We start from the raw sequence: 19,039 nt of genomic DNA, 5'->3' as shown, positions 1-19,039 counted from the left end.
CGAAGGATCATCTTGCAGGGTCGCTGAGCTCATTCCACCTCAGCATTCACCCTGCTCTTTGGTGTGCTAATCGTTCTATGACACCCTCCCACTATGCGGTATCCGGCAGAAACCGAGCGACGTGATAGCCTTCATCACGGAGGTTCCGAGACGAGGAGCGACCGGGCGCGTCGGCTCGGCTCGACCGACTACGCGCCGTCTCGCTCGCCGTCGAACAGTTCGGCGAAGACCTTCCGCTGGGCTGCCCTGAGGTGTTGCGTGAACGTCGACCGCGAGACGCCGATGGCCTCGGCGACCTCGGCCGCGCTCCGGCGCTTCGGACGCTCGAAGTAGCCCGTCCGGTACGCGACTTCGAGCGACTCGCGCTGTCGGTCGGTGAGTCCGGCCAACACGCTGGCCCCGATATCGGACTCGACGGACCGGTGGTTCCGCGCGGTCATGACGACGCTGTCGAACCCGGCCGCGAGCGCCTCGACGAACGGGCCGGCCGGTCGCCGCCGGGGGAGGTCGACGACGACCGTCGCCTCGCCGGCGGCCACGACGACGCGCTGGAGGACGCCGCCCGCGTCGGCGATGGCCGTCCCGAAAGAGGGTGCGACCGTGTCGAACTGCGCCCTGACAACCTCATCCTCGCCCACCACGTCGCCGGGCGTCACGCCGTCGAGACTCGCCAGCGCGTCGGTCACCGCGGCCTCGGTCGCGCCGCGAACCGTCACGAAGTAGCGCTCGCTGTCGCCGCGGGGCAACACCGTGTGGACGACGAGTTCCGCGTCCCGACCGAGGGCGTCGCCGACCGCCAGAACCCCCGCACCGTCGTCGCGGACGCTGAGTCGGACGCGGACGACCTCGTCGGCCAAGAGCGCCTCGCGGCTCTCGGCGGTACTGAGGGCGTACCCGAGCGTCTCCGCCAGTTCTTCGAACCGCCGGCGCTCGCGGTTGTCGTCGGCACCGCGGCGGTAGACGCCGAGGACGCCGTAGTCGACGCCGCCGTATCGGAGCGAGACTGCGACCGCGGTTTCGATTCCGGCCGCGGCCGCGGCCTCGACCCACCGTCGGGCGGAATCGGCGACGGGGCTCCCGGAGCGTGACGTTTCTGCGCCGACTGTGCGAACAGTTGTTCCCCCCTCGCGGAAGGCGGTCAGGCTCGGTTCGGATGAGTCGCGCCGCACGGCCGCATCCGCGTCGAGAACGCCGGCTGCTCGGAGGTACGACCCGTCACCTTCGACCGCGAGCGGGTCGAGTCTGCCACCGGCGGTCCGCTCGCCAACCCACGCCACGGCGGTGTCGGGGTCGCTCCCGATGTATCGGCAGAACGCTTCCGCGACCTCCACCCGCGAGGACTGTCGGACGAGAATCTCGCGAATCGCCTCCTTCGTGTCGCGCTCGCGTTCGAGTCGGCGCTGGTGGTTGACCTGTGCCGTGATGTCGCGGAGGACGCCGATACTGCCGGGCAGGCCGTCGTCGACGACGTGGTCCACGTCGAGGATACAGTGGCGGGTCTCGCCGTCGCAGGTGCGGATGCGAATGTCGAGCGACTGCGGGACCGACAAGTCGAGCGCGTCGCGGACACGGGCCCGGTCGTCCGGGTGGACGACCGTCTCGACGATGTCGCCGGCGAGGAGCGCCGCGCGGTCGTAGCCGGTGAGCGTCGTCGCCGCATCGTTGACGAGGACGATGCCGCCGTCGCGGGCGACGAAGATGGCGTCGCGGACGTTCTCGACGAGCGTCCGGTAACGCGCCTCGCTCTCCGCGAGCGCGCGCTCTGTCCGGTGCTTGTCGACCGCCGTTCGGACGCGCGTGGCGAGCGCCGCGGCGCTGTCGCCGACGCTCGTCTTGACGATGTAGTCGTCCGCGCCGGCCGACAGCGCGCTGCTGGCGAGCCCCTCGTTTCCGGCGCCGGTAAAGAGGAGAAACGGGAGGCCCGGTCGGTCTTCGCGGACCGCCGCCAGCAGTTCGATACCCGTCCGACCGGGCATGTAGTAGTCGCTGACGACGCACTCGACGTCGTCGGTGAGGCGGTCGAGCGCCCCGTCGACGCTGTCGGCCGCTCGAACGTCGAAGTCGGGTGCCTCCTCGCGGAGTCGCTGCACGACGAGCATCAGCCAGTCGCGGTTGTCGTCGACGAGGAGGACCGTTGCGGGGTCCGCGCTCGTCTCGTCTGTCGTCTCGGTCACGGCGGTTCGGCCGTCCGTGACGCATCGACCGGCATAAACAGTTCGGGTGACGAGCCCGAGGGAATCGGAGAAACTGGGAACAAAAAAACCGTTTACGCAGACATCGAGGCGGGAACCGGCTTCCGAACAAGTACATCTAAATACCAGAGCGGGAACAGAACACGCACCGATGGACGCGAGCGGCGCTTGGGGGCGGTGAGAGATGGGGTGGCAATACACCGTCTTCGCGCTGCCGACCCTCTTTGCGATGGTTACCTCGGCCCTACTGGGTGCCTACAGCCTTCGGCACATGCGGCTCCACGGGAGGTCGTCCGACCTCAGTGCGTTCTTCGCCGTGAACGTCGGGCTCGTCCTCTGGGCCGGGTTTTCGGCACTCAAGCTCCTGCAGACCGACCCGTCGCTGAAGTTGCTTTTCTACCGGTTTCTCTACTTCGGCGTCGCGCCGCTCGGCGCGCTCGCGCTCCTCTTTACGCTCCTTCACACCGACCGGATTCGTCGAGTCACGCCCGGGGTGATTGCGGCGCTCATGGCCGTCCCGGTGGCCTTTCTGGCGCTCCTGTTCGCGAACCCCCACGACCTCGCCATCCAGGGGACGCACCTCGTCGAGACGAACGGCGTCGTCGTCATGCGGGTCGACGTCGGTCTCGGTCACGTGGTGTTGCAGTTGCTCTACAACGCGGTGCTCTCCGCGCTAGCCATCGCGCTCATCCTCTACGAGGCGGTGCGACTCGGCCGACCATACATCCCGCAGGCGGTGCTGGTGAGCGTCGGCCTCGTCGCCCCGTTTCTCTTCGTGGTCTGTGACACACTCGGAATCCCGCCGTTCAGTAGCGACGGCGTGAACCTCGTGCCGACCTCGGCCGCGGTCACGTCGGCCGCCATCGGCGTCGCGCTCTTCCGCTACCGGTTTCTCGACCTGCCGCCCATCGCCTACACGACCGCGATGGAGGAGTCGCCCGACGGGGTGTTCGTCCTCGACGCCGACGAGCGAATCGTCCACGTCAACGACCGCGGCGCGGCGCTCTTGGAGCGCTTCGACGCGGCCGTCGGCGACCCGCTCACGAGCGTCTCGCCGGACCTCGACCTGACGACCGAGAGCAACGACAGCGTCAGAACCACGCGAGAAGACGGCGAGACGGTGTACCTCAGCGCCCGGTCCCAGCGACTCGAACGAGGCGACCAGACCATCGGATGGGTCATCGTCCTCCGCGACGTGACCGAGTTACACCGCCAAAAACAGACGATCCTCTCCCAAAACGAGAAGCTCACCCTGCTCAACCAGATAATCCGCCACGACATCCGCAACGACATGGCCGTCATCCTCGGAAACGCCCAGTTGGTCGAGGAGTCGGTCGACGACGAGGTGGTTCGCGAGCGCCTCGACGCGATAATCAGGAACGGCGAGCACGCCACTGAACTCACTGAGAACGTCCGGAACCTCATGGCGACGATGCTCGACGACGAGGAGACGAACCGACCGACGACGCTCGCTGGGCCGCTGTGGACCGAGGCGAGCGCGGTCCGCGACGGAACGTCCGAGGCCTCAGTCTCCCTTCCCGACGACCCGCCGAACGTGACCGTCGTCGCCGACGACATGCTGGGGACGGTCTTCCGCAACCTCCTCACGAACGCGGTGCGGCACAACGACGCGGGCCGGACCGAAATCGACGTGTCGGTCGAGGTTCGGGACGACGACGCGCTCGTCCGTATCGCCGACAACGGGCCGGGCATCCCCGACGGCCGCAAAGAGGAGGTGTTCGGCCGCGGCGAGAAGGGACTCGAAAGCCCCGGAACCGGTCTCGGTCTCTACCTCGTGGACACCATCGTGAGCGGCTACGGCGGCGACGTGTGGGTCGAGGACAACGAGCCCCGCGGCGCGGTCTTCGTCGTCCGCCTGCGGAGAGCCTGACGGGACGACCGCCCACCCAAACACTCAAAAAGTCAGCACGTAGATAGGAAGGCGATGTCCTCCGCCGTCCTGCCAGCCGGCGTCAGCCGGTGGCGACTGGTCGTATTCGCGGTCGTCACCACCGTTCTCGCCGGTCTACTGTCTCTCACCGACGAGCCGGTCAGTCCGGCGCTCGCGGCCATGGGACTGCTCACGCTCGTCTACATGTTCGCCGGCGCATTCGACGCCGTCCGCGAGCATCCCGGCTTCCCGCTCGCCTCCGCGGTGTACACGACGCTCCTGTTCGCCGGCGGGTACGCTAGCGGCGCGCTGTCGAATCTCCTGTGGGGCGTCCTCGCCGTCCTCTCGGCGCTCGGCGTCGCCGTCAAGGCGTACAACTACCGGCACGGAACGAGCTACCTCCGGTTCGGTGCCGAATGACGAGACTGAGCGACACCGCCGTCGCCGGGGCGATAGCTGTCGTGTCGGTCCTCGTGGGACTCGTCGTCGCTTTTGCCGACCCGCAGGTCGACCTCGCGGCCGGCGTCGTCTGGACCGTTGCGACCGGCATGGTGCTTCTGCGGGTTCGCGGATGGGTCCGCGACGCTCGGAGTGACGAGCCACCCGAACCGGGACCGCTCGTACGGCTGGCCGAAATCGACTACGACCCGCGGTACGACCGCTATCTCGGGGGTGTCCTGTTCGTCCTCGCTATCGCGGCGTTTGCGGCGTTCGTCGTCGTCGACACGTCCGGTTCGAACGCGTTGTTCCTCGTCGGCGTCGGTCACTTCTGCCTGATTTCCGCGCTCGGAGCGGTCGCGCTCGCCGATAGATAGTCAGAAAAATCGAAATGACCACGCCGCCGTCCGCTGTTTTTTGAGAATCGGGCCAAAAAGACTACTTAGCTGGCTGGCAATTTCCATATGTCCGTTCGACGCTGTCTGGTCGACGGACCGGTGACATAACAGTACAGACAGGCGGCCCATCCCGTGCCAACGGTACTCCGACCCTGCCCCCTCGGACTGCCGCCCGATGGTCCGCCCCTACATCTCTACCCCCTCTCAGTTCTACTCCCGCGAGTGACTCGGCCACGACTCAGTCGCGTCCCGATGCCCCGTGCCCGGCGAGACCGACCACGCGGGACTCGATTTTTCCGTAGGCGCGCGCGACCTCCCCGAGGAGGGATTCCGTCGCGAGGACGGCGAAGCCGGTGAAGATGGTCGCGAAGCCGACGACGGTGAGCGTCGAAATCGACTCGCCGAGGAGCACCGTCCCCCCGAGCGTCGCGACGATGGGCACGGCGTAGAAGACGAGGTTGCCGCGAATCGGGCCCACGTCGTCGAGGAAGCCGAAGTACGTGAGGTAGGCCACTGCGCCGGCGAAGACACCGACGTAGGCGAGCGCGAGGAGCGCCGTCGGCGACCACGTGGCCGCGGCGAACGACTCGCCGGAGGCGACGCTCATGCCGTGGGTGAGCGCCGCGCTGACGGGGAGCGCCCACGCCGTGCGGACGGTACTCGAAAGCGACGTGTCGGCCCAGCGGATGAGGACGGTCCCGAGCGCGCCGCTGACCGCGCCGAGGAAGAGAACGCCCTTCCAGAGCGCCTCGCCGCCGAGCAGGTTCGCGGGGTCGACGCCGACGACGAGGCCGACGCCGAGGAGGCCGATGAGCATCCCGAACGCGCCGCGAGTCGAGAGTCGTTCGTCGGCGAGGAGCACCATGGCGAACACGGGCGTCAGAATCGGGTTGAGACTGAAGATAATCGACCCGACGCCGCTGGAGACGTGCTCCTGTCCGACGAACAAGAGCGCGTTGGCGAGGCCGATGACGAAGACGCCGGTGGCAAGGATGCCGACCACGTCGCGGACCGACCTCGGGAGCAGTTCGGCGCGCGGCCGGGTGGCGACGACGTAGCCGACGAGGAGCACCGCCGCGATGTCGAACCGGAGGGCGACGAACAGGAGCGGCGGCAGATAGTCGAGGCCCGCCTTCGCGGCGACGAACGTCCCGCCGAAGAAGAGCGCCGTCAGCGCGAACAGGACGAACCGCCGGCGCGCCGCAGTTACCATTCCGCACCTCCGAACGAGAGACCGAACGCAGAGTGAAGTGAACGCATCTTGGATACACGTACGACTCCCCCACGTATAGTTTGATTCAGAAATTAATTCAAGGTAAGAAAAGAGCGCGCCGGACGAGTGTGATTCAGTATATGAAATCGTTTCACGACGCGAAAGAGGTTTACCGAGGCGAGCACAACCCCGTCGCATGGAGTCGGCACTGGACGAAATAGAGTTCCTCGCCCTCTCGCAGAACCGCGTCGACGCGCTCAGACACCTCGCCGAGCGGCCGCACTCCCGTCGCGAGTTGGTCGAGCGGACCGGGGCGTCGCAGCCGACGATGGGCCGGATTCTCAGCGACTTCGAAGACCGGTCGTGGCTCGTCCGCGAGGACGGCGCGTACCGGGCGACGGTGACCGGCGAACTCGTCTCGCGGGGGTTCGACGATCTCGTCGACATCCTCGACACCGACGCCAAACTCCGGCCGGTCGTCGACTGGCTCCCGACCGACGCCATCACGTTCGACCTCGAACATCTCACCGAGGCGACGATTACCACGCCGAGTCAGGTCCGGCCGAACGCGCCTGTCAAGCGCGCCGTGTCCCTCCTGAGCGAGGCCGAGGACGTGCGAATCTTCTCCTACGCGTTCAACGAGCAGAACCTCGACATCGTCCGAGAGCGGACCGCCGCCGGCGACCAGCGGTTCGAGGGCGTCTTCTCGTCGGACGCCATCGACGCGCTCGCCCACGACTCCCAACTGCGCGAACAGCTCCGTGACCTCCTCGACGCCGACGCGGCCGCCGTCCGCATCACCGACGAGCCGATTCCGATGGCGGTGACCATCGCAGACTCGACCGTTCATCTGTTCCTCCGCGACGACAACGGCATCCTCCAGGCGTCTATCGACGTGACCGAACCCGAAGTGCTCGCGTGGGCCGACAAACTGTTCGAGCGCTACTGGGAGGCGGCGGAGCCACTCGACCTCGACCGCCTGTAACAACCGGTACGTACACCGATTCGAAGTCCATCAGCGGTCACGGTTCGTCGGGCGAGGACGCGTTGGGCTCCCGAACGGGTCGAGGCAGTGACTGGACGCCTCGGACGACGAACCTCGCGCCACCGGTCTGGCCGTCCTCGTAGGCGACCGTCCAATCGTGGGCTTCGGCGACAGCACGGACGATTGCGAGGCCGAAGCCGGTCCCGTTCGTGGTCGTCGTGTAGCCGGACTCGAAGAGTCTGGGACGTGTTTCGGGGGGGACGCCGGGACCGTCGTCCTCGACGTAGAACCCATCGGCAGTTGCGCCGACGGTGACAGTCACCCCGTCACCGCCGTGTTCCACGGCGTTGCGGAACAAGTTCTCTAGCAACTGAAGAAGCCGAGTCCGGTCGGCCTCGAACGACGCGTCCCCCACGACTTCGAGCGATCCCGACTTGGTGTCGACGTTCGTCCACGCCGCCGATGCAACCGTGTCGAGAGACACCGATTCGAGTGCTTCGACCTTCTTACTGCCCCGAGCGACCGCGAGAACGTCCGTGATTATCTCGTTCATTCTCTCGTGGGCCCGTTCGATGCGCTCGATATCTTCTGGGTTCGGTTCGCCCTCTGACTCTTTGACGATGTCGAGGAACCCGTTCGCAACGTTCAACGGATTTCGGAGGTCGTGAGAGACGACCGACGCGAATTCCTCTAGTTGCTGTTCGTGCTTCTTTCGTTCCGCGATGTCGTGGGCGTTCACGACGACGCCCCCCACAACTGAATCGTCGAGGAGGTTCCGGCACCGGACGCTAAAGGCGCGCCACCCGTGGGCCGCGCTGTGGAACCGAAGCTCGACGGTGGTATCCGCCGTGGGCTGTTCGCGAACCCTCTCAAACGTCTCGCGAGCGAGGTCGCAGTCCGCAGGATGCAGGTAGTCATAGAGGGTTTCCGGTTCGGACGCGTCGGTGCCGACGCGCAGCGTCTGTCTGGCAGAGTCACTCATGTAACTGATAGATCCGTCGGCGTCGGTCACGAAGATGAGGTCTGACGCGTTTTCCGTGAGGGCGCGGAACCACCGTTCGCGAACGCGCCGCTCGGTAATATCGTGAAGGATGTAGAGCGTCCCCCGGACGATTCCCCGTCCGTCGGTTACGGTGGCGGTGTCCACTTCGAAGTGATGCGGTTCGTCGTGTTGGTCGGTGACGCGGAGTTCTCGGCCGTCACAGAGCGCACGAGCAGTCTCCGAACCGAGCGCCTCACGCACCGACGACCCAACCACCGACGGCGAGACGGAGAACAGCGCCCTCGCGGCCGGGTTCAGGTCGACGAGTCTGTCTTGTCGGTCGACCACGAGGACCGGGTCGGCCATCCGCTCGATGACGAGGTGGCGAGCAATCGGAACGATATCGAGGATTCGATAGCGGGACAACCCGATTGCGAACAGCACCGAAGTCGCGGCGAACGAAATCGGAACCGGAGTCGTGGGCCAGAACGGAACCAACAGATAAACCACCTCGACGACGGCGGGGATAGCGATTCCCACGAGTAGAACGAGTGCCTGTTTTCGGTATATTTGGCTGCTTCGAACGGTGTGAATACCGAGGAGAGATATCAGGAGTCCGATCACGAGGAGAGCATACGTCAAGTCGGCCCAGAACCAGGGCCCGTAGGAGACGTCTCTCAAAGTGCCGCCAGCGAAAACAGTGACCGAGAAGGAGCGCCAAATGAGCGAGTGTACACCCAGTCCGTTGGTCACCGCTCCGACGATGGTGAACGCGGGCCAGACCCCGAACAAAACCGCAGTTCGTCGAGAGACCCACTGCTCGTAGCCCGCGATTTCGAAGACGAACAACGCCGTAAAGAAAATCGTGAACTCGTAGGTTATCCAGATGAGAATGTACCAGGCGGTCAACGTGGGACGTGAATGAGAGAGGAGAAAAGCGGCTTCGAACAACGACCACAACCCGGCGCTCAGCGTCATGCCGATGAACCACTTTCCGATAAACTCACTGCGGAACTTCCACCCGATACTTGCGATACCGATAGACATCACCCCCGCCAAGATGAGGACAAGCACTGGAGGGGATGCGATAGTATCCACAGTTATTCGGTTATAATACTATATTTGAATACTTAGAAGCTTTCCATATATTATATGATATGTGGGTTGTAAAATCCGTAAATCAACGCATTCAGATACGCAGAGTGGATTTCTCACAATCACCACGGAAGCTATCGAAGCGGTGGAGTCGCTCAACTTCGACTAGTTGTAGCGACGGTATCCCGGGATGCGGCCCTGTCGTCGCCCCATCAGTCGGCCCACAATACATATCGGCACCCTGTGAGAAGCCGACGTATGCCCTCGCCTTCGTCCCCTCCATCTCGTGTTTCTTCCGACTCTCCCGTGAATTCCGACACCGACTCCGACTCCGGTTCCGACTCCCCGTCGCGTCGCGCGTTTCTCGCTGCCGCCGGCACCGCCCTCGCGAGCGGGCTCGCCGGCTGTTCGTCGCTTCGGCAGTTCCGGTCACCTGACGGGACGGACTGGTCCGCCTCCGTGCCCGAACCGAGCGTCCTCTCTCCACCGGCAACCACCGACGGGGTCGTCGCAGTCATCGGCCATCGGGACGGCGACATCGACGAAGGACGAGCTGTCACGTTCGACCGACAGAGCGGCGAGCGCCTGTGGGACCGCGACTTCGGCCGCCCGACGGGGTTACTCGCCGCGGGCGGGTCGGTGTACGCGGGCGAGAAACTCGGGTCAGGCCGCGGGCGAATCCGCGCGTTCGACGCCAAAAGCGGGAGTCAGCGGTGGTCGCAGACCGTCAGCAACATCGCCTCGGCGATGGCCGCCGCGGGCGACACGCTGTACGCGGCGAACGGGACGCTCGCGGCGCTCGCGACGGACGACGGCGCGGTTCGGTGGGAGCAATCCGCGGTCGACGGCGTCGGCTTCACCGTCGTCGTCGCCCCGCAGGACCAACTGTTCGCCGACGAGCGGGCGGTGTACTACGGCGACGACGAGGGCGTCTTCGCGATGGCACCCGAGGACGGGAGCCTCCGGTGGGCGTGGCGACCGGACCGCTGGGACTGGGCCGACGTGGGGCCGGTTCCGGCCGGTGGCAGCGTCTACGCCGGTGGCGGCGGCGACATCGCCATGCTCAACGCGGTCGACGGGTCGCTCCAGTGGCGAACCTCGTTCGGGGACGACGCGCAGGTCGTCGGCGTCCACGAACGCGGCTCGACCGTCCTGGTCGCGGAGGGGACCGACAAGTCGCCGTCGGACACCTTCGGAACGCTGTACGAACTCGCGGTTCGGGACGGGTCGGAGCGCTACGAAGTCCGCTTCGACAGCCCGGTCGAGCGAACTGCCTCGACTGACGAGGCGTTCGTCGTCGGGACCCGCGCGGGCCGGATTCGCTGGTCCCGTGGCGCGTCGTTTTTCGACCCGTTCGAGACGACGCTCTCGGCGGACGGCTACCTCCTCGGCGCGGCTGAGACGCAGGCGTTCGCACAGACGAGCGAGGGGACGCTCTGGGCGCTCTCACCGGACTCGTGAGTCACGGACTTCGCTGTCACCGTCAAACATCCCGTCAGAACGAGCCGCGCCGTGCGCGCGGTGCGCCGGCGTCCGAAACCGCTACCGAACGATGCCCTCGCGCCCCACCCGTCACTCGAGTTCGTCGAACGAGTCGAACTCGTCCCAGCAGGAACACGACAGGTCGTCCAGAGAGGTGACTTCGTCCGGGAGACTAGTGATAGGAATTCCGGAACCGGCCTCGTCGCAGTCGCGCAGGTGAACGCTGAAGTCGTCGCTGGACATCGTGTACATAGTCAGCACGCTCAGTTCGCCGGCTTCATTGAAACAATTTGTGAGTGTGGCAGACGCGCGAGTGGGAGTCTGGCGGCGGTGCGGTATCGGCCACAAGGGCGAGTCGTGGGGTCAGAGAACCCGAAAGACGCGAACCGTGTCGCGCTTGCCCGGTTCGCAGAGGAGCTGCGCGAGGCCGATGTCGGAGAACTCGTCTTTCCAGTTGCGGTGATACAGCGGAAAGTCGTCGTTGACGTAGCTCACCTCGGAGCCGGAGCGCCCGCGCGTCGGCCCGTTACCCTCGTTTTCGGCGGTTATCACGAGGTCCGAAGAGACGCGGGCGATTTCCTCGAACACCCACGTGTCGTCGGGGTGGACGTGCTGAAGCGTCTCGACGGAGTAGATAACGTCGAACTTGTCGTCGGGGAAGTCGGGGAGCAGGTCCTCTATCGCGCCGGTGAGGAATGTGCCAGTGTCGACGAGTTCGGGGAAGTACTCGGCCATCACCTCGAAGGAGTCGTCGTTGATGTCGATGCCGGTGACGTCCTCGTAGCCGCGGTCGTGGAGGTGTGCGAGGTGGCGACCGGAGCTACAGCCGAGTTCGAGAATCGACGCGTCTTCCGCCGCGTAGTGCTCGAACACGGTCGCGAGCGTCTCGCTGACCTCGTTCGGGCCGATTTGGGCGTAGTACTCCGGCGAGAAATCGCCGGAGCGCTCGGCCCATCCGCGGTGGTTGTCGTCTGCGTCCATACCCGAAGTAGCGAACGGGCGGGTAAATGTTCCGCGGAGTGCGCGTCGTCGTTGCGACGCGCCGGGGAGGTTCCGAAAAGCCGGGCGACTCCGACCGGGTCGGGTGCGCTGGAGGGCGCAGTGAAGGCGTGCTGGAGGGCACGGTGAAGACGTGCGTCAGGGGGACCGAGTTTGGAGGGGTGCGTCAGGGGGACCGAGTTTGGAGGGGTGCGTCAGGGGGATTCGAGCGTCCCGTGAGGGACTGGGAGCGAGTGTGCCGTGGAGGCTGGAGGGGGGTAAGCGCCGGCGCGGGCACGAGCAGTCGGGTGTACCAGTCGAGCGTGCCGTGCCTCGTTCGCGGCGCGGGCGTCAGCGGGTCATCGGTTCGACTGCGGCTGTCACGCCGAGTCGTCGGTCGTCGTTTCGTTTTCGGTCGTCTCGTTCGTCGTCGTTTCGTTTTCGGCCGTTTCGTTCGCCGTCGTCGAGTTGTCGAGCGACGAGTCGGTCGTCTCCATCGTCGTCTCGGTGGTTTCCATCGTCGTTTCTTCCGTCGTGGTCTCGTCTTCGGTCGTCGCCTCGACGCCACCGGTCTCTGCGGTCGTCTCAGTGCCGCCGACCGCTGGTTCGGCGTCCGTACCGTTCGTCCCGTTTACCGGGCCGCCGCTACCGCCCGTGTCCGTACAGCCGGCGAGGGCGACGGTCGCCGCGGCGACTCCGGCGCCGAACTGCCGTCGAGTGAGGGTTTCGCGCATCGCAGTCAGCAGTATCGCTCGGCAGATGATAATGGGGAAGAGTCGTCCCGACCGTTCTCTCCCGAGCAACCGTTTCGACTGACCGTTTCGACCGTTTCAGTCGGATTAACGGAACGTTTTCCGGCGGTTCGGTCGCCGACGAAAGCGGTTCAGTACGTCGGTTACTCACGTCAGGGGGGCGACCGGGCGAGAGGCGACAGGGCACGAGTGCGAGCGGCGACAAGCGGCGGCCGAGGCCATCGAGCGAGAGACGCGCCCGCGAATCTCAGCAACGACGGCGGTGCAAAATTCACTATTTAGGAACATTCTCGGCAAATTGACTTTCAAAAGAGTTGCAAAAATGTTCAATGAATAGATAAACAAAACATTATACACTAGCAGAGTCGACAGATAAGGAACGAACACATGCCAGTCAAACGCGTCTCGCGGGTCGGGTGGGCGCTCGTCGCGGCGTTACTCGTCGTCGCGGCAGGCCTCTCACCGGTCGCCGTCGCCGCGGCGGACGGCGTCGAGGTGGGTGCGGTCGACCACACCGGCGCGGGCGTCGTCGCGACTGAGAACGGCCGGACGTACGTCGCCTCGTGGCAGCCGTCGACGGTTTCGGTGGCCGTCGTATCCGACAGCGACGACTACGAGGTCTGCCTACAGACCGACCGCGACGATGGCTCAACGATGCTGTTGGGGTGCGAACCGCTCGGGAGCGCGGGGGCGAACGCGAGCGATGAGCGACTCGTCGAGTTCGACTTCACGACGTGGCCGGTGAACGCGACCGGCGACCGCACCTTGACCGCCGTCGTCAGACCCGGCGGGGGCGGCGAGCCGGTCGCGCAGGCGAGCCACGGCGTCACGGTGCTCGCGCCGGCCGGGGACGCCGACGGCGACGGCCTCGGCAACCGGGACGAACTCGACCGCGGTACGGACCTGCTCGTCGCCGACACCGACACCGACGGCGTGCCCGACGGCGAGGAGGTGAACCGCTACGAGACCGACCCGACGAGCACGGACACCGACGGGGACGAACTCAGCGACGGCGTCGAGGTCAACGAGCAGGGGAGCAACCCGACTGAAACCGACACCGACGGCGACGGCCTCGACGACGGCGCGGAAGTGACGACCCACGGCACGGACCCGACGGAGGCCGACACTGATGGCGACGGCCTCGACGACGGCGCGGAAGTCAACGACTACGAGACGAACCCGACGGAGGCCGACACTGATGGCGACGGCCTCGATGACGGCCCCGAAGTCAACGTCCACGAGACGGACCCGACCGCCGCCGACACCGACGGCGATGGCCTCGACGACGGCCCCGAAGTCAACCGATACGAAACGAACCCAACCGAGGCCGACACCGACGGCGACGGCCTCGACGACGGCCGCGAGGTCAACGTCCTCGGAACCGACCCGAACCGCGGCGACACCGACGGCGACGGCCGCGGAGACGGCGCGGAGGTCGAAGCGGGGTCGGACCCGAACGCCGCGCCGGGGTCGGTCGTCGGGTCGCTGGGACTCGGTGGCGACGGCTGGCTACTCGTCCTCGCGGTCGCGACCGTCGCGGTCGTCCTGGTCGCCGTCGGCGCGCGAGTCCGCGGAAGCGACGTGCGGGCGCGGCTGTCGGGCGTTCGCTCCCGCGCGGTCGACCGCGCCGGCGGCCGGCGCGACGGGGCGTCGGTGGACGCAGTCCAAACGGGCGGGAGCGACGGCCCGGTTCGCTCGGAGCAGACCGCCGGTGGTTATCCCGGTCAAGAGGAACTCCTCGACGACGAGACGCGCATTCTCAGACTCCTCGACGACAGCGGCGGTCAACTCCGGCAGTCGAAGGTCGTCGAGGGAACGGGCTGGTCGAAGTCGAAAGTGAGCCGCGTCCTCTCGCGGATGGCCGACGAGGGCAGCGTCGCGAAGATAAACCTCGGCCGGGAGAACCTCATCGCCCGCCCCGAGAACGTGCCCGAACACGCCAAGTCGCCGTTCGACGAGTCCTGAGCGGGGCGAGCGACCGAAATTCGGAGCCCGAGTCGGTGGTCTCGGGCGACGATCCGGAGTTGGAACATACCAACCAAGGCTATAGGCCTCCGGCGACTACCTCGAACCCATGCGCGAATTCGTCTTCACCGTCGAGTACGAGCGGGGTGCCGACGAGGTGATGGACCTCTTCATCGAGAACCCGGACTTACACTCCAAGACCATGGCGATACACGCCACGAGCGAGTCGATGTGGCGACTCGACCGCCTCACCGGGCCGACGGAGGCGCTCGAAGCGTTCGATGAGGTCATCGAACAGGCCACCCGGTGCAACGGCGTCCTCGGGATGTGCGGTGCACCGGTCGTCGAGTGGGAGTTCGAAGTGCTCTCGGAGACGCCCAACGGGCGCATCGTCTACTCCTGCCGCGAGGAGGGCGACGGGATTCAATCGATTCCGCACGTCGCCGCGAAGCACATCGGCGACGGTCTCCTGATGCAGGCCGAGCGCCGAGGGGCCCAAAACCAGTGGCGACTGCTCATCTCCGACGACGACACGGTGAGCGAGATTTACGAGGAGGTCAAAGACAGCCTCAGCGACGGCCTCTCGCTGAGCGTCCAGCGCATCAGCGAACCCGAGTGCTGGCTCGAAGAGGGTGTTTCGACCGACGGCCTGCCGCCGGAACAGCAGGCCGCGCTCGAAGCAGCCGTCGAGTTCGGCTACTACGAGACGCCGCGCCAACACACCGTCCAAGAGATTTCCGAGGAACTCGACATCCCGAACTCGACGCTCCAGTACCGCCTGACACGTGCCGAGGCGTGGCTGGCCCAGCAGTTCGTCACCGGCACGCTCGGCACCGAGGTCGAAGAGCGCGTTGACCCCGAAAAGCTCGAAGCGAGCGCGTGATCGACGAGTCGGGTTGAACGCCCCGCGGGACACGCTCACAGGAGGGTTGGAATATTCCAACCGTATCCTGATACGCCGTGGACGCGTACTCGAATACGTGGGAAAGGACACTTTCAGCGACATCACCGGCCTGCCGGACGACCTCGGAATCGGCGACGACCTCGCGCGGGCGGACCAGCGCGCGTCGATTCACGTCGACACCCGACGGTACGGCAAGCCCGTGACGGTGGTCGACGGCCTCGACCTCCCGACCGACGAACTCGACGCTCTCGCGTCGATCCTGAAGCGACGGCTCGCGGTCGGCGGGACCGTGACCGACGACGGACGCATCGAACTACAGGGCGAACACGGCGAGCGCCTCGAAGCCGCGCTCCGCGACGAAGGCTTCAGCGTCGAGACCTGATCCCGAGCGTCGCCCGTCGAAATCGCCACCATCCGACTCACATCGCCTCACCCCGACCGCGTTTTTCCCGGGAAGCGACCGAGTGCGAGCCCAGTAGAAACTAGTTTGCCAACAGACATGTAAACCAAGGAACTTATGTGGGGCTGGTCAGTCCGATTAGCCAATGATGGCAGCGAAACAACACGATTACGTGAGGAGAAACAGATGAGTCCGCGAGAATCGAACGACGGCGTCGGCTCGGTTCTCTCGTGGCTCTTCGTCGCGGTCGTCGTGCTCTCCGCGGTCACCGTCCCGCTGGCGACGGGGCCGGCGAAAGCGGCCGAGGCGCACATCGGAATCTCCGACGTGACGGTCGCGCCGACGGAGCCGACGCCCGGCGAACAGACCGACCTCGAAGTGACGATTCGAAACGGCGAGAAAAGCCCGAGCGTCGTCGACGTCACCGACGTCTACGTCCGCCGACAGGGAAGCCCCACCGACATCGCGCGCATCGAAGACGTGGGAACGATAACCATCGGGTCGAGCATCAGCATCCCGGTCGCCGTCTCGTTCGACGAGCCCGGGTCGAAAAACCTCCGCGTCGTGCTGGTCGGCAGACAGAACGACGGCTCGCACGTCCGAGTTCGGTACCCGGTGACCGTCGACGTGAAGGAGGTCTCCCGCCCGCAGATAGAGCTCTCGACCGAGGAGGCCGTACCCGGGGCCACTCGGTCCGTGAACGTCACAGTCTCGAACGGACTCACCGAGGACATTCGACAACTGCGGGTCGTCTCGTCCTCACCGGATGTAAACTTCGGCGTCACCGAGCGCGTGAAGCCACGGCTGAAGGCGGGCAACGCCACGACGTTCACCTTCCCCGCGCGGGTCGACGAGGCCGGATCGTACCCGGTGAACGTGACGCTCCAGTACTCGAACCGCGGCGAGAAACACGAACTCACCCGCACGTATCGCCCCCTGTTTAGCTCTCCGACGAACCCCGGACAGGTCATCCTGACCGACGTGCAGGCGACGCAGGCCGGGGGTACGCTCGAAATCTCGGCGACCGCCGGGAACGTCGGCTCCGACGCCGTCGAGGGAGTCGTCGTCTCCGTCGTGAACTCGTCGAGCGTCGAGCGAAGCAACTACTTCATCGGGAGCATCGACGGGAGCGACTTCTCGTCGTTCACCCTCCGGACCGCCGCACAGGGCAACGTCTCTTCGGTCCCCGTCGAGGTTCGGTACAGCGTCGGCGGCGTTGAGAAGTCGGTCACCACGTCGGTCACCGTCGACCGTCAGATGATGCGTCGCCCCGTGCCGGACTCGGGGTCGGGCGGGTTCCCGCTCCTCCCGGTGGGCGGCGCCGCCGCGGTCCTCCTCGTGGGTGCGGCCGTCTATCGCTGGCGGAGCTGACGACGGATGACACAGGACACCTCCAACTCCGAGGGGACGGAGCCGCCGGAGACCGCCCACGGGGACCGATCGGGTGACGCCGCGGGCGCCGTCGGCGACCTGATACTCCGCGGCGAAGACGTCACGAAGGAGTACCAGACGGGGACCCAGACCGTCCGGGCGCTGAAAGGTATCGATTTCGGCATCGCGCCATCCGACTTCGTCGCCATCGTCGGTCCCTCGGGGAGCGGGAAGTCCACGCTCCTCAACCTGCTTGGCTTACTCGACGTGCCGACCGACGGCGCGGTCAGCCTTCGGGGACAGGACGTATCGACGTTCTCCGACGCGGACCGAACGCGAAAGCGGAAGCGTGCCATCGGCTTCGTGTTCCAGAGCTTCTACCTGATTCCGACCCTGACGGCGCTGGAGAACGTCGAGATGCCGCGGATGCTCGACAAGACCCCGGTGAAGACGCGCGAGCGGGCGAAAACGCTGCTTCAGCGGGTCGGTCTCGGCGACCGGCTCGACCACTACCCCGACGAGCTGTCGGGGGGACAGAAACAGCGCGTCGCCATCGCGCGGTCGCTCATCAACGACCCCGCGCTCCTGTTGGCCGACGAGCCGACGGGGAACCTCGACCGCGACACCGGCGACGAAATCCTCGCCCTGTTCGACGAACTCCGAGCCGAGGAGGACGTGGCCATCGTCACGGTCACCCACGACGCCTACGTCGCCGAGGAGGCCGACCGCGTGGTGAATCTCGTGGACGGCGTCATCGAGGACGCGGGCGAGACGACCGCTGACGGAGGGCACGCAGCGTGAGCGTCGCGGAACCGCGGCCGCGCGCCGTTCTCGTTCGAGGTGCGTCCCAATGAGTTGGCTCCGCCGGGTGACCGCTCGGTTCCCGACGGTCGTGCTGGCCCGCCGAAACCTGTCGCGCGCCACCGCGCGGACCACACTGGCCGTCGTCGCCATCGTCATCGGCGTCGTCGCCATCGGAACCATCGGCGCGGGCGGCGAGGCGTTCAAACAGGACCAGATGGAGGCGTACGAGGGGTTCGGGGGGACCGCCACCGTCAGCCCCGTCTACTACATGAACGACGACGGTGACATCACCGGGGGCATCTCGGACCAAGACGTCAGTCGGATGCGACAGGCGACATCGGGCGCGGCGGTCCACCCCGTCATCCAGCGCTGGGACACCGTCGTCCGTACGTCGTCGGGAGAGACCTCCCCCTCGGCCCAGGTGAAGGGGCTGGCTGCCCTCGGGACGTTCTACGATGCGCAATCGGGGTCGATACCCGATAGCTGGCGACAGCAGGTCGTCGTCGGCTCCCGGTTCGCCGACAACAACGACGTTGAGACGGGCGACCAGCTGACGGTGACGATAAACGGGAGCTTCGAGCGGACGTTCCGCGTCGCGGCGGTGCTCGAACCGCAGGGGTTCGCCGACCAGCTACAGGCCGACCGCTCCGTGTTCCTTCCGTTCGACCGACTCAGCCAGCTCGAAGACTCCGACTCGAAGTACGGTTCGGTCATCGTCAGGGTCGACCCGCAGACGGGGTCGATAAGCGAGGCGGCCGAGAGTCTCGAAACGGAGTTCAACACCCGACGGCGGACAATCTCCGTCTCGGAGGTCCAAGAACAGCGGGAGCGCTTCAGTCAGACGTTCGAACTAATAAACCAGTTCCTCATCGGCGTCGGCTCGATTTCGCTCCTCGTCGCCGCGGTCACCATCGCGAACACCATGTTGATGACGGCGATAGAGCGCGAACGCGAAATCGGCGTCATGCGGGCGGTCGGTTATCCCAAGCGGGCGGTCGTGAGCCTGCTCCTCGCCGAGGCGACCATCCTCGGCCTCGTCGGTGCCGCAATCGGCGTCCCGCTCGCGCTCGGCATCGGAATGGTGCTTAACCAGTTCCTCGCATTGGTCTTTAGCTAAGCCTCAGCAGTCGGTTGGATGGTGGTAGCGAGCTGTTCTCGAAGGATCGGTCGTTGCTTGTGGATCTTCTGA

General features: G+C 66.0%; 17 protein-coding genes. 11 read left to right on the top strand and 6 right to left on the bottom strand.

Features of this window, described 5'->3' with window-relative positions:
• Positions 1-188: 188 nt before the first annotated feature.
• The gene (locus AM590_RS03880) at positions 189-2,174 is read right to left on the bottom strand and encodes a helix-turn-helix domain-containing protein (protein WP_058826313.1); all 1,986 of its coding nucleotides are present in this window, start codon (positions 2,172-2,174) and stop codon (positions 189-191) included.
• A 202-nt stretch (positions 2,175-2,376) separates the two neighbouring features.
• Here AM590_RS03880 and AM590_RS03875 point away from each other — a divergent pair, with 202 nt between their 5' ends.
• Genes AM590_RS03875 through AM590_RS03865 form a run of 3 tightly spaced genes read left to right on the top strand, consistent with a single transcriptional unit; the run spans position 2,377 to position 4,898 of the window.
• Positions 2,377-4,083 carry a histidine kinase N-terminal 7TM domain-containing protein gene (locus AM590_RS03875; protein ID WP_058826312.1) on the top strand — a complete coding sequence of 569 codons (1,707 nt, stop codon included), beginning with the start codon at positions 2,377-2,379 and terminating at the stop codon, positions 4,081-4,083.
• Between the two features lie 54 nt (positions 4,084-4,137).
• On the top strand, positions 4,138-4,503 hold the full coding sequence (locus AM590_RS03870; protein ID WP_172795750.1) for a phosphatidate cytidylyltransferase: 366 nt from the start codon (positions 4,138-4,140) through the stop codon (positions 4,501-4,503).
• The gene (locus tag AM590_RS03865) at positions 4,500-4,898 is read left to right on the top strand and encodes a hypothetical protein (RefSeq protein WP_058826311.1); all 399 of its coding nucleotides are present in this window, start codon (positions 4,500-4,502) and stop codon (positions 4,896-4,898) included. Before AM590_RS03870 ends, AM590_RS03865 begins: the two co-directional genes overlap by 4 nt.
• Before the next feature lie 259 nt (positions 4,899-5,157).
• Here AM590_RS03865 and AM590_RS03860 read toward each other — a convergent pair whose 3' ends face one another.
• Positions 5,158-6,132, bottom strand: coding sequence for a DMT family transporter (locus AM590_RS03860; protein WP_058826310.1), 975 nt, complete (start codon positions 6,130-6,132; stop codon positions 5,158-5,160).
• Positions 6,133-6,328: 196 nt separating this feature from the next.
• On the opposite strand from AM590_RS03860, the gene AM590_RS03855 reads away from it, so the two are divergent.
• Positions 6,329-7,117, top strand: a complete 789-nt coding sequence (locus tag AM590_RS03855) for a winged helix-turn-helix domain-containing protein (RefSeq protein ID WP_058826309.1) — start codon at positions 6,329-6,331, stop codon at positions 7,115-7,117.
• Between the two features lie 37 nt (positions 7,118-7,154).
• Here the strand turns inward: AM590_RS03855 and AM590_RS03850 are convergent, their stop codons facing one another.
• A complete protein-coding gene (locus tag AM590_RS03850; RefSeq protein ID WP_394329092.1) occupies positions 7,155-9,188 on the bottom strand; it encodes a histidine kinase N-terminal 7TM domain-containing protein in 2,034 nt (677 codons plus the stop codon).
• A 465-nt stretch (positions 9,189-9,653) separates the two neighbouring features.
• On the opposite strand from AM590_RS03850, the gene AM590_RS03845 reads away from it, so the two are divergent.
• Entirely contained in the window at positions 9,654-10,655 is a 1,002-nt protein-coding gene (locus AM590_RS03845) for a PQQ-binding-like beta-propeller repeat protein (protein WP_058826315.1), read from the top strand.
• Between the two features lie 111 nt (positions 10,656-10,766).
• Here AM590_RS03845 and AM590_RS20740 read toward each other — a convergent pair whose 3' ends face one another.
• The 3 genes from AM590_RS20740 to AM590_RS03835 all read right to left on the bottom strand — a co-directional run bounded on the left by AM590_RS20740 (position 10,767) and on the right by AM590_RS03835 (position 12,388).
• Entirely contained in the window at positions 10,767-10,928 is a 162-nt protein-coding gene (locus AM590_RS20740) for a hypothetical protein (protein ID WP_172795749.1), read from the bottom strand.
• 111 nt (positions 10,929-11,039) lie between these two features.
• Positions 11,040-11,657 (bottom strand): class I SAM-dependent methyltransferase, encoded by a 618-nt coding sequence (locus tag AM590_RS03840; RefSeq protein WP_058826307.1) that lies wholly within the window; start codon positions 11,655-11,657, stop codon positions 11,040-11,042.
• A gap of 377 nt (positions 11,658-12,034) precedes the next feature.
• The gene (locus tag AM590_RS03835; protein WP_058826306.1) at positions 12,035-12,388 is read right to left on the bottom strand and encodes a hypothetical protein; all 354 of its coding nucleotides are present in this window, start codon (positions 12,386-12,388) and stop codon (positions 12,035-12,037) included.
• Positions 12,389-12,793: 405 nt separating this feature from the next.
• On the opposite strand from AM590_RS03835, the gene AM590_RS03830 reads away from it, so the two are divergent.
• The 6 genes from AM590_RS03830 to AM590_RS03805 all read left to right on the top strand — a co-directional run bounded on the left by AM590_RS03830 (position 12,794) and on the right by AM590_RS03805 (position 18,967).
• On the top strand, positions 12,794-14,371 hold the full coding sequence (locus AM590_RS03830; RefSeq protein ID WP_058826305.1) for a helix-turn-helix domain-containing protein: 1,578 nt from the start codon (positions 12,794-12,796) through the stop codon (positions 14,369-14,371).
• A gap of 109 nt (positions 14,372-14,480) precedes the next feature.
• A complete protein-coding gene (locus AM590_RS03825) occupies positions 14,481-15,254 on the top strand; it encodes a helix-turn-helix domain-containing protein (protein WP_058826304.1) in 774 nt (257 codons plus the stop codon).
• Between the two features lie 97 nt (positions 15,255-15,351).
• Positions 15,352-15,657, top strand: coding sequence for a translation initiation factor (locus AM590_RS03820; protein WP_058826303.1), 306 nt, complete (start codon positions 15,352-15,354; stop codon positions 15,655-15,657).
• A 204-nt stretch (positions 15,658-15,861) separates the two neighbouring features.
• Positions 15,862-17,046, top strand: a complete 1,185-nt coding sequence (locus AM590_RS03815) for a hypothetical protein (RefSeq protein ID WP_058826302.1) — start codon at positions 15,862-15,864, stop codon at positions 17,044-17,046.
• 6 nt (positions 17,047-17,052) lie between these two features.
• Positions 17,053-17,847 carry an ABC transporter ATP-binding protein gene (locus AM590_RS03810; RefSeq protein WP_216635666.1) on the top strand — a complete coding sequence of 265 codons (795 nt, stop codon included), beginning with the start codon at positions 17,053-17,055 and terminating at the stop codon, positions 17,845-17,847.
• Positions 17,848-17,896: 49 nt separating this feature from the next.
• Positions 17,897-18,967, top strand: a complete 1,071-nt coding sequence (locus AM590_RS03805; protein WP_253805846.1) for an ABC transporter permease — start codon at positions 17,897-17,899, stop codon at positions 18,965-18,967.
• Positions 18,968-19,039 lie beyond the last annotated feature (72 nt).

It is taken from the genome of Haloferax sp. Q22 (assembly GCF_001482285.1).
GTDB lineage: Archaea > Halobacteriota > Halobacteria > Halobacteriales > Haloferacaceae > Haloferax.
This window is presented reverse-complemented; position numbering and strand designations above follow the sequence as displayed.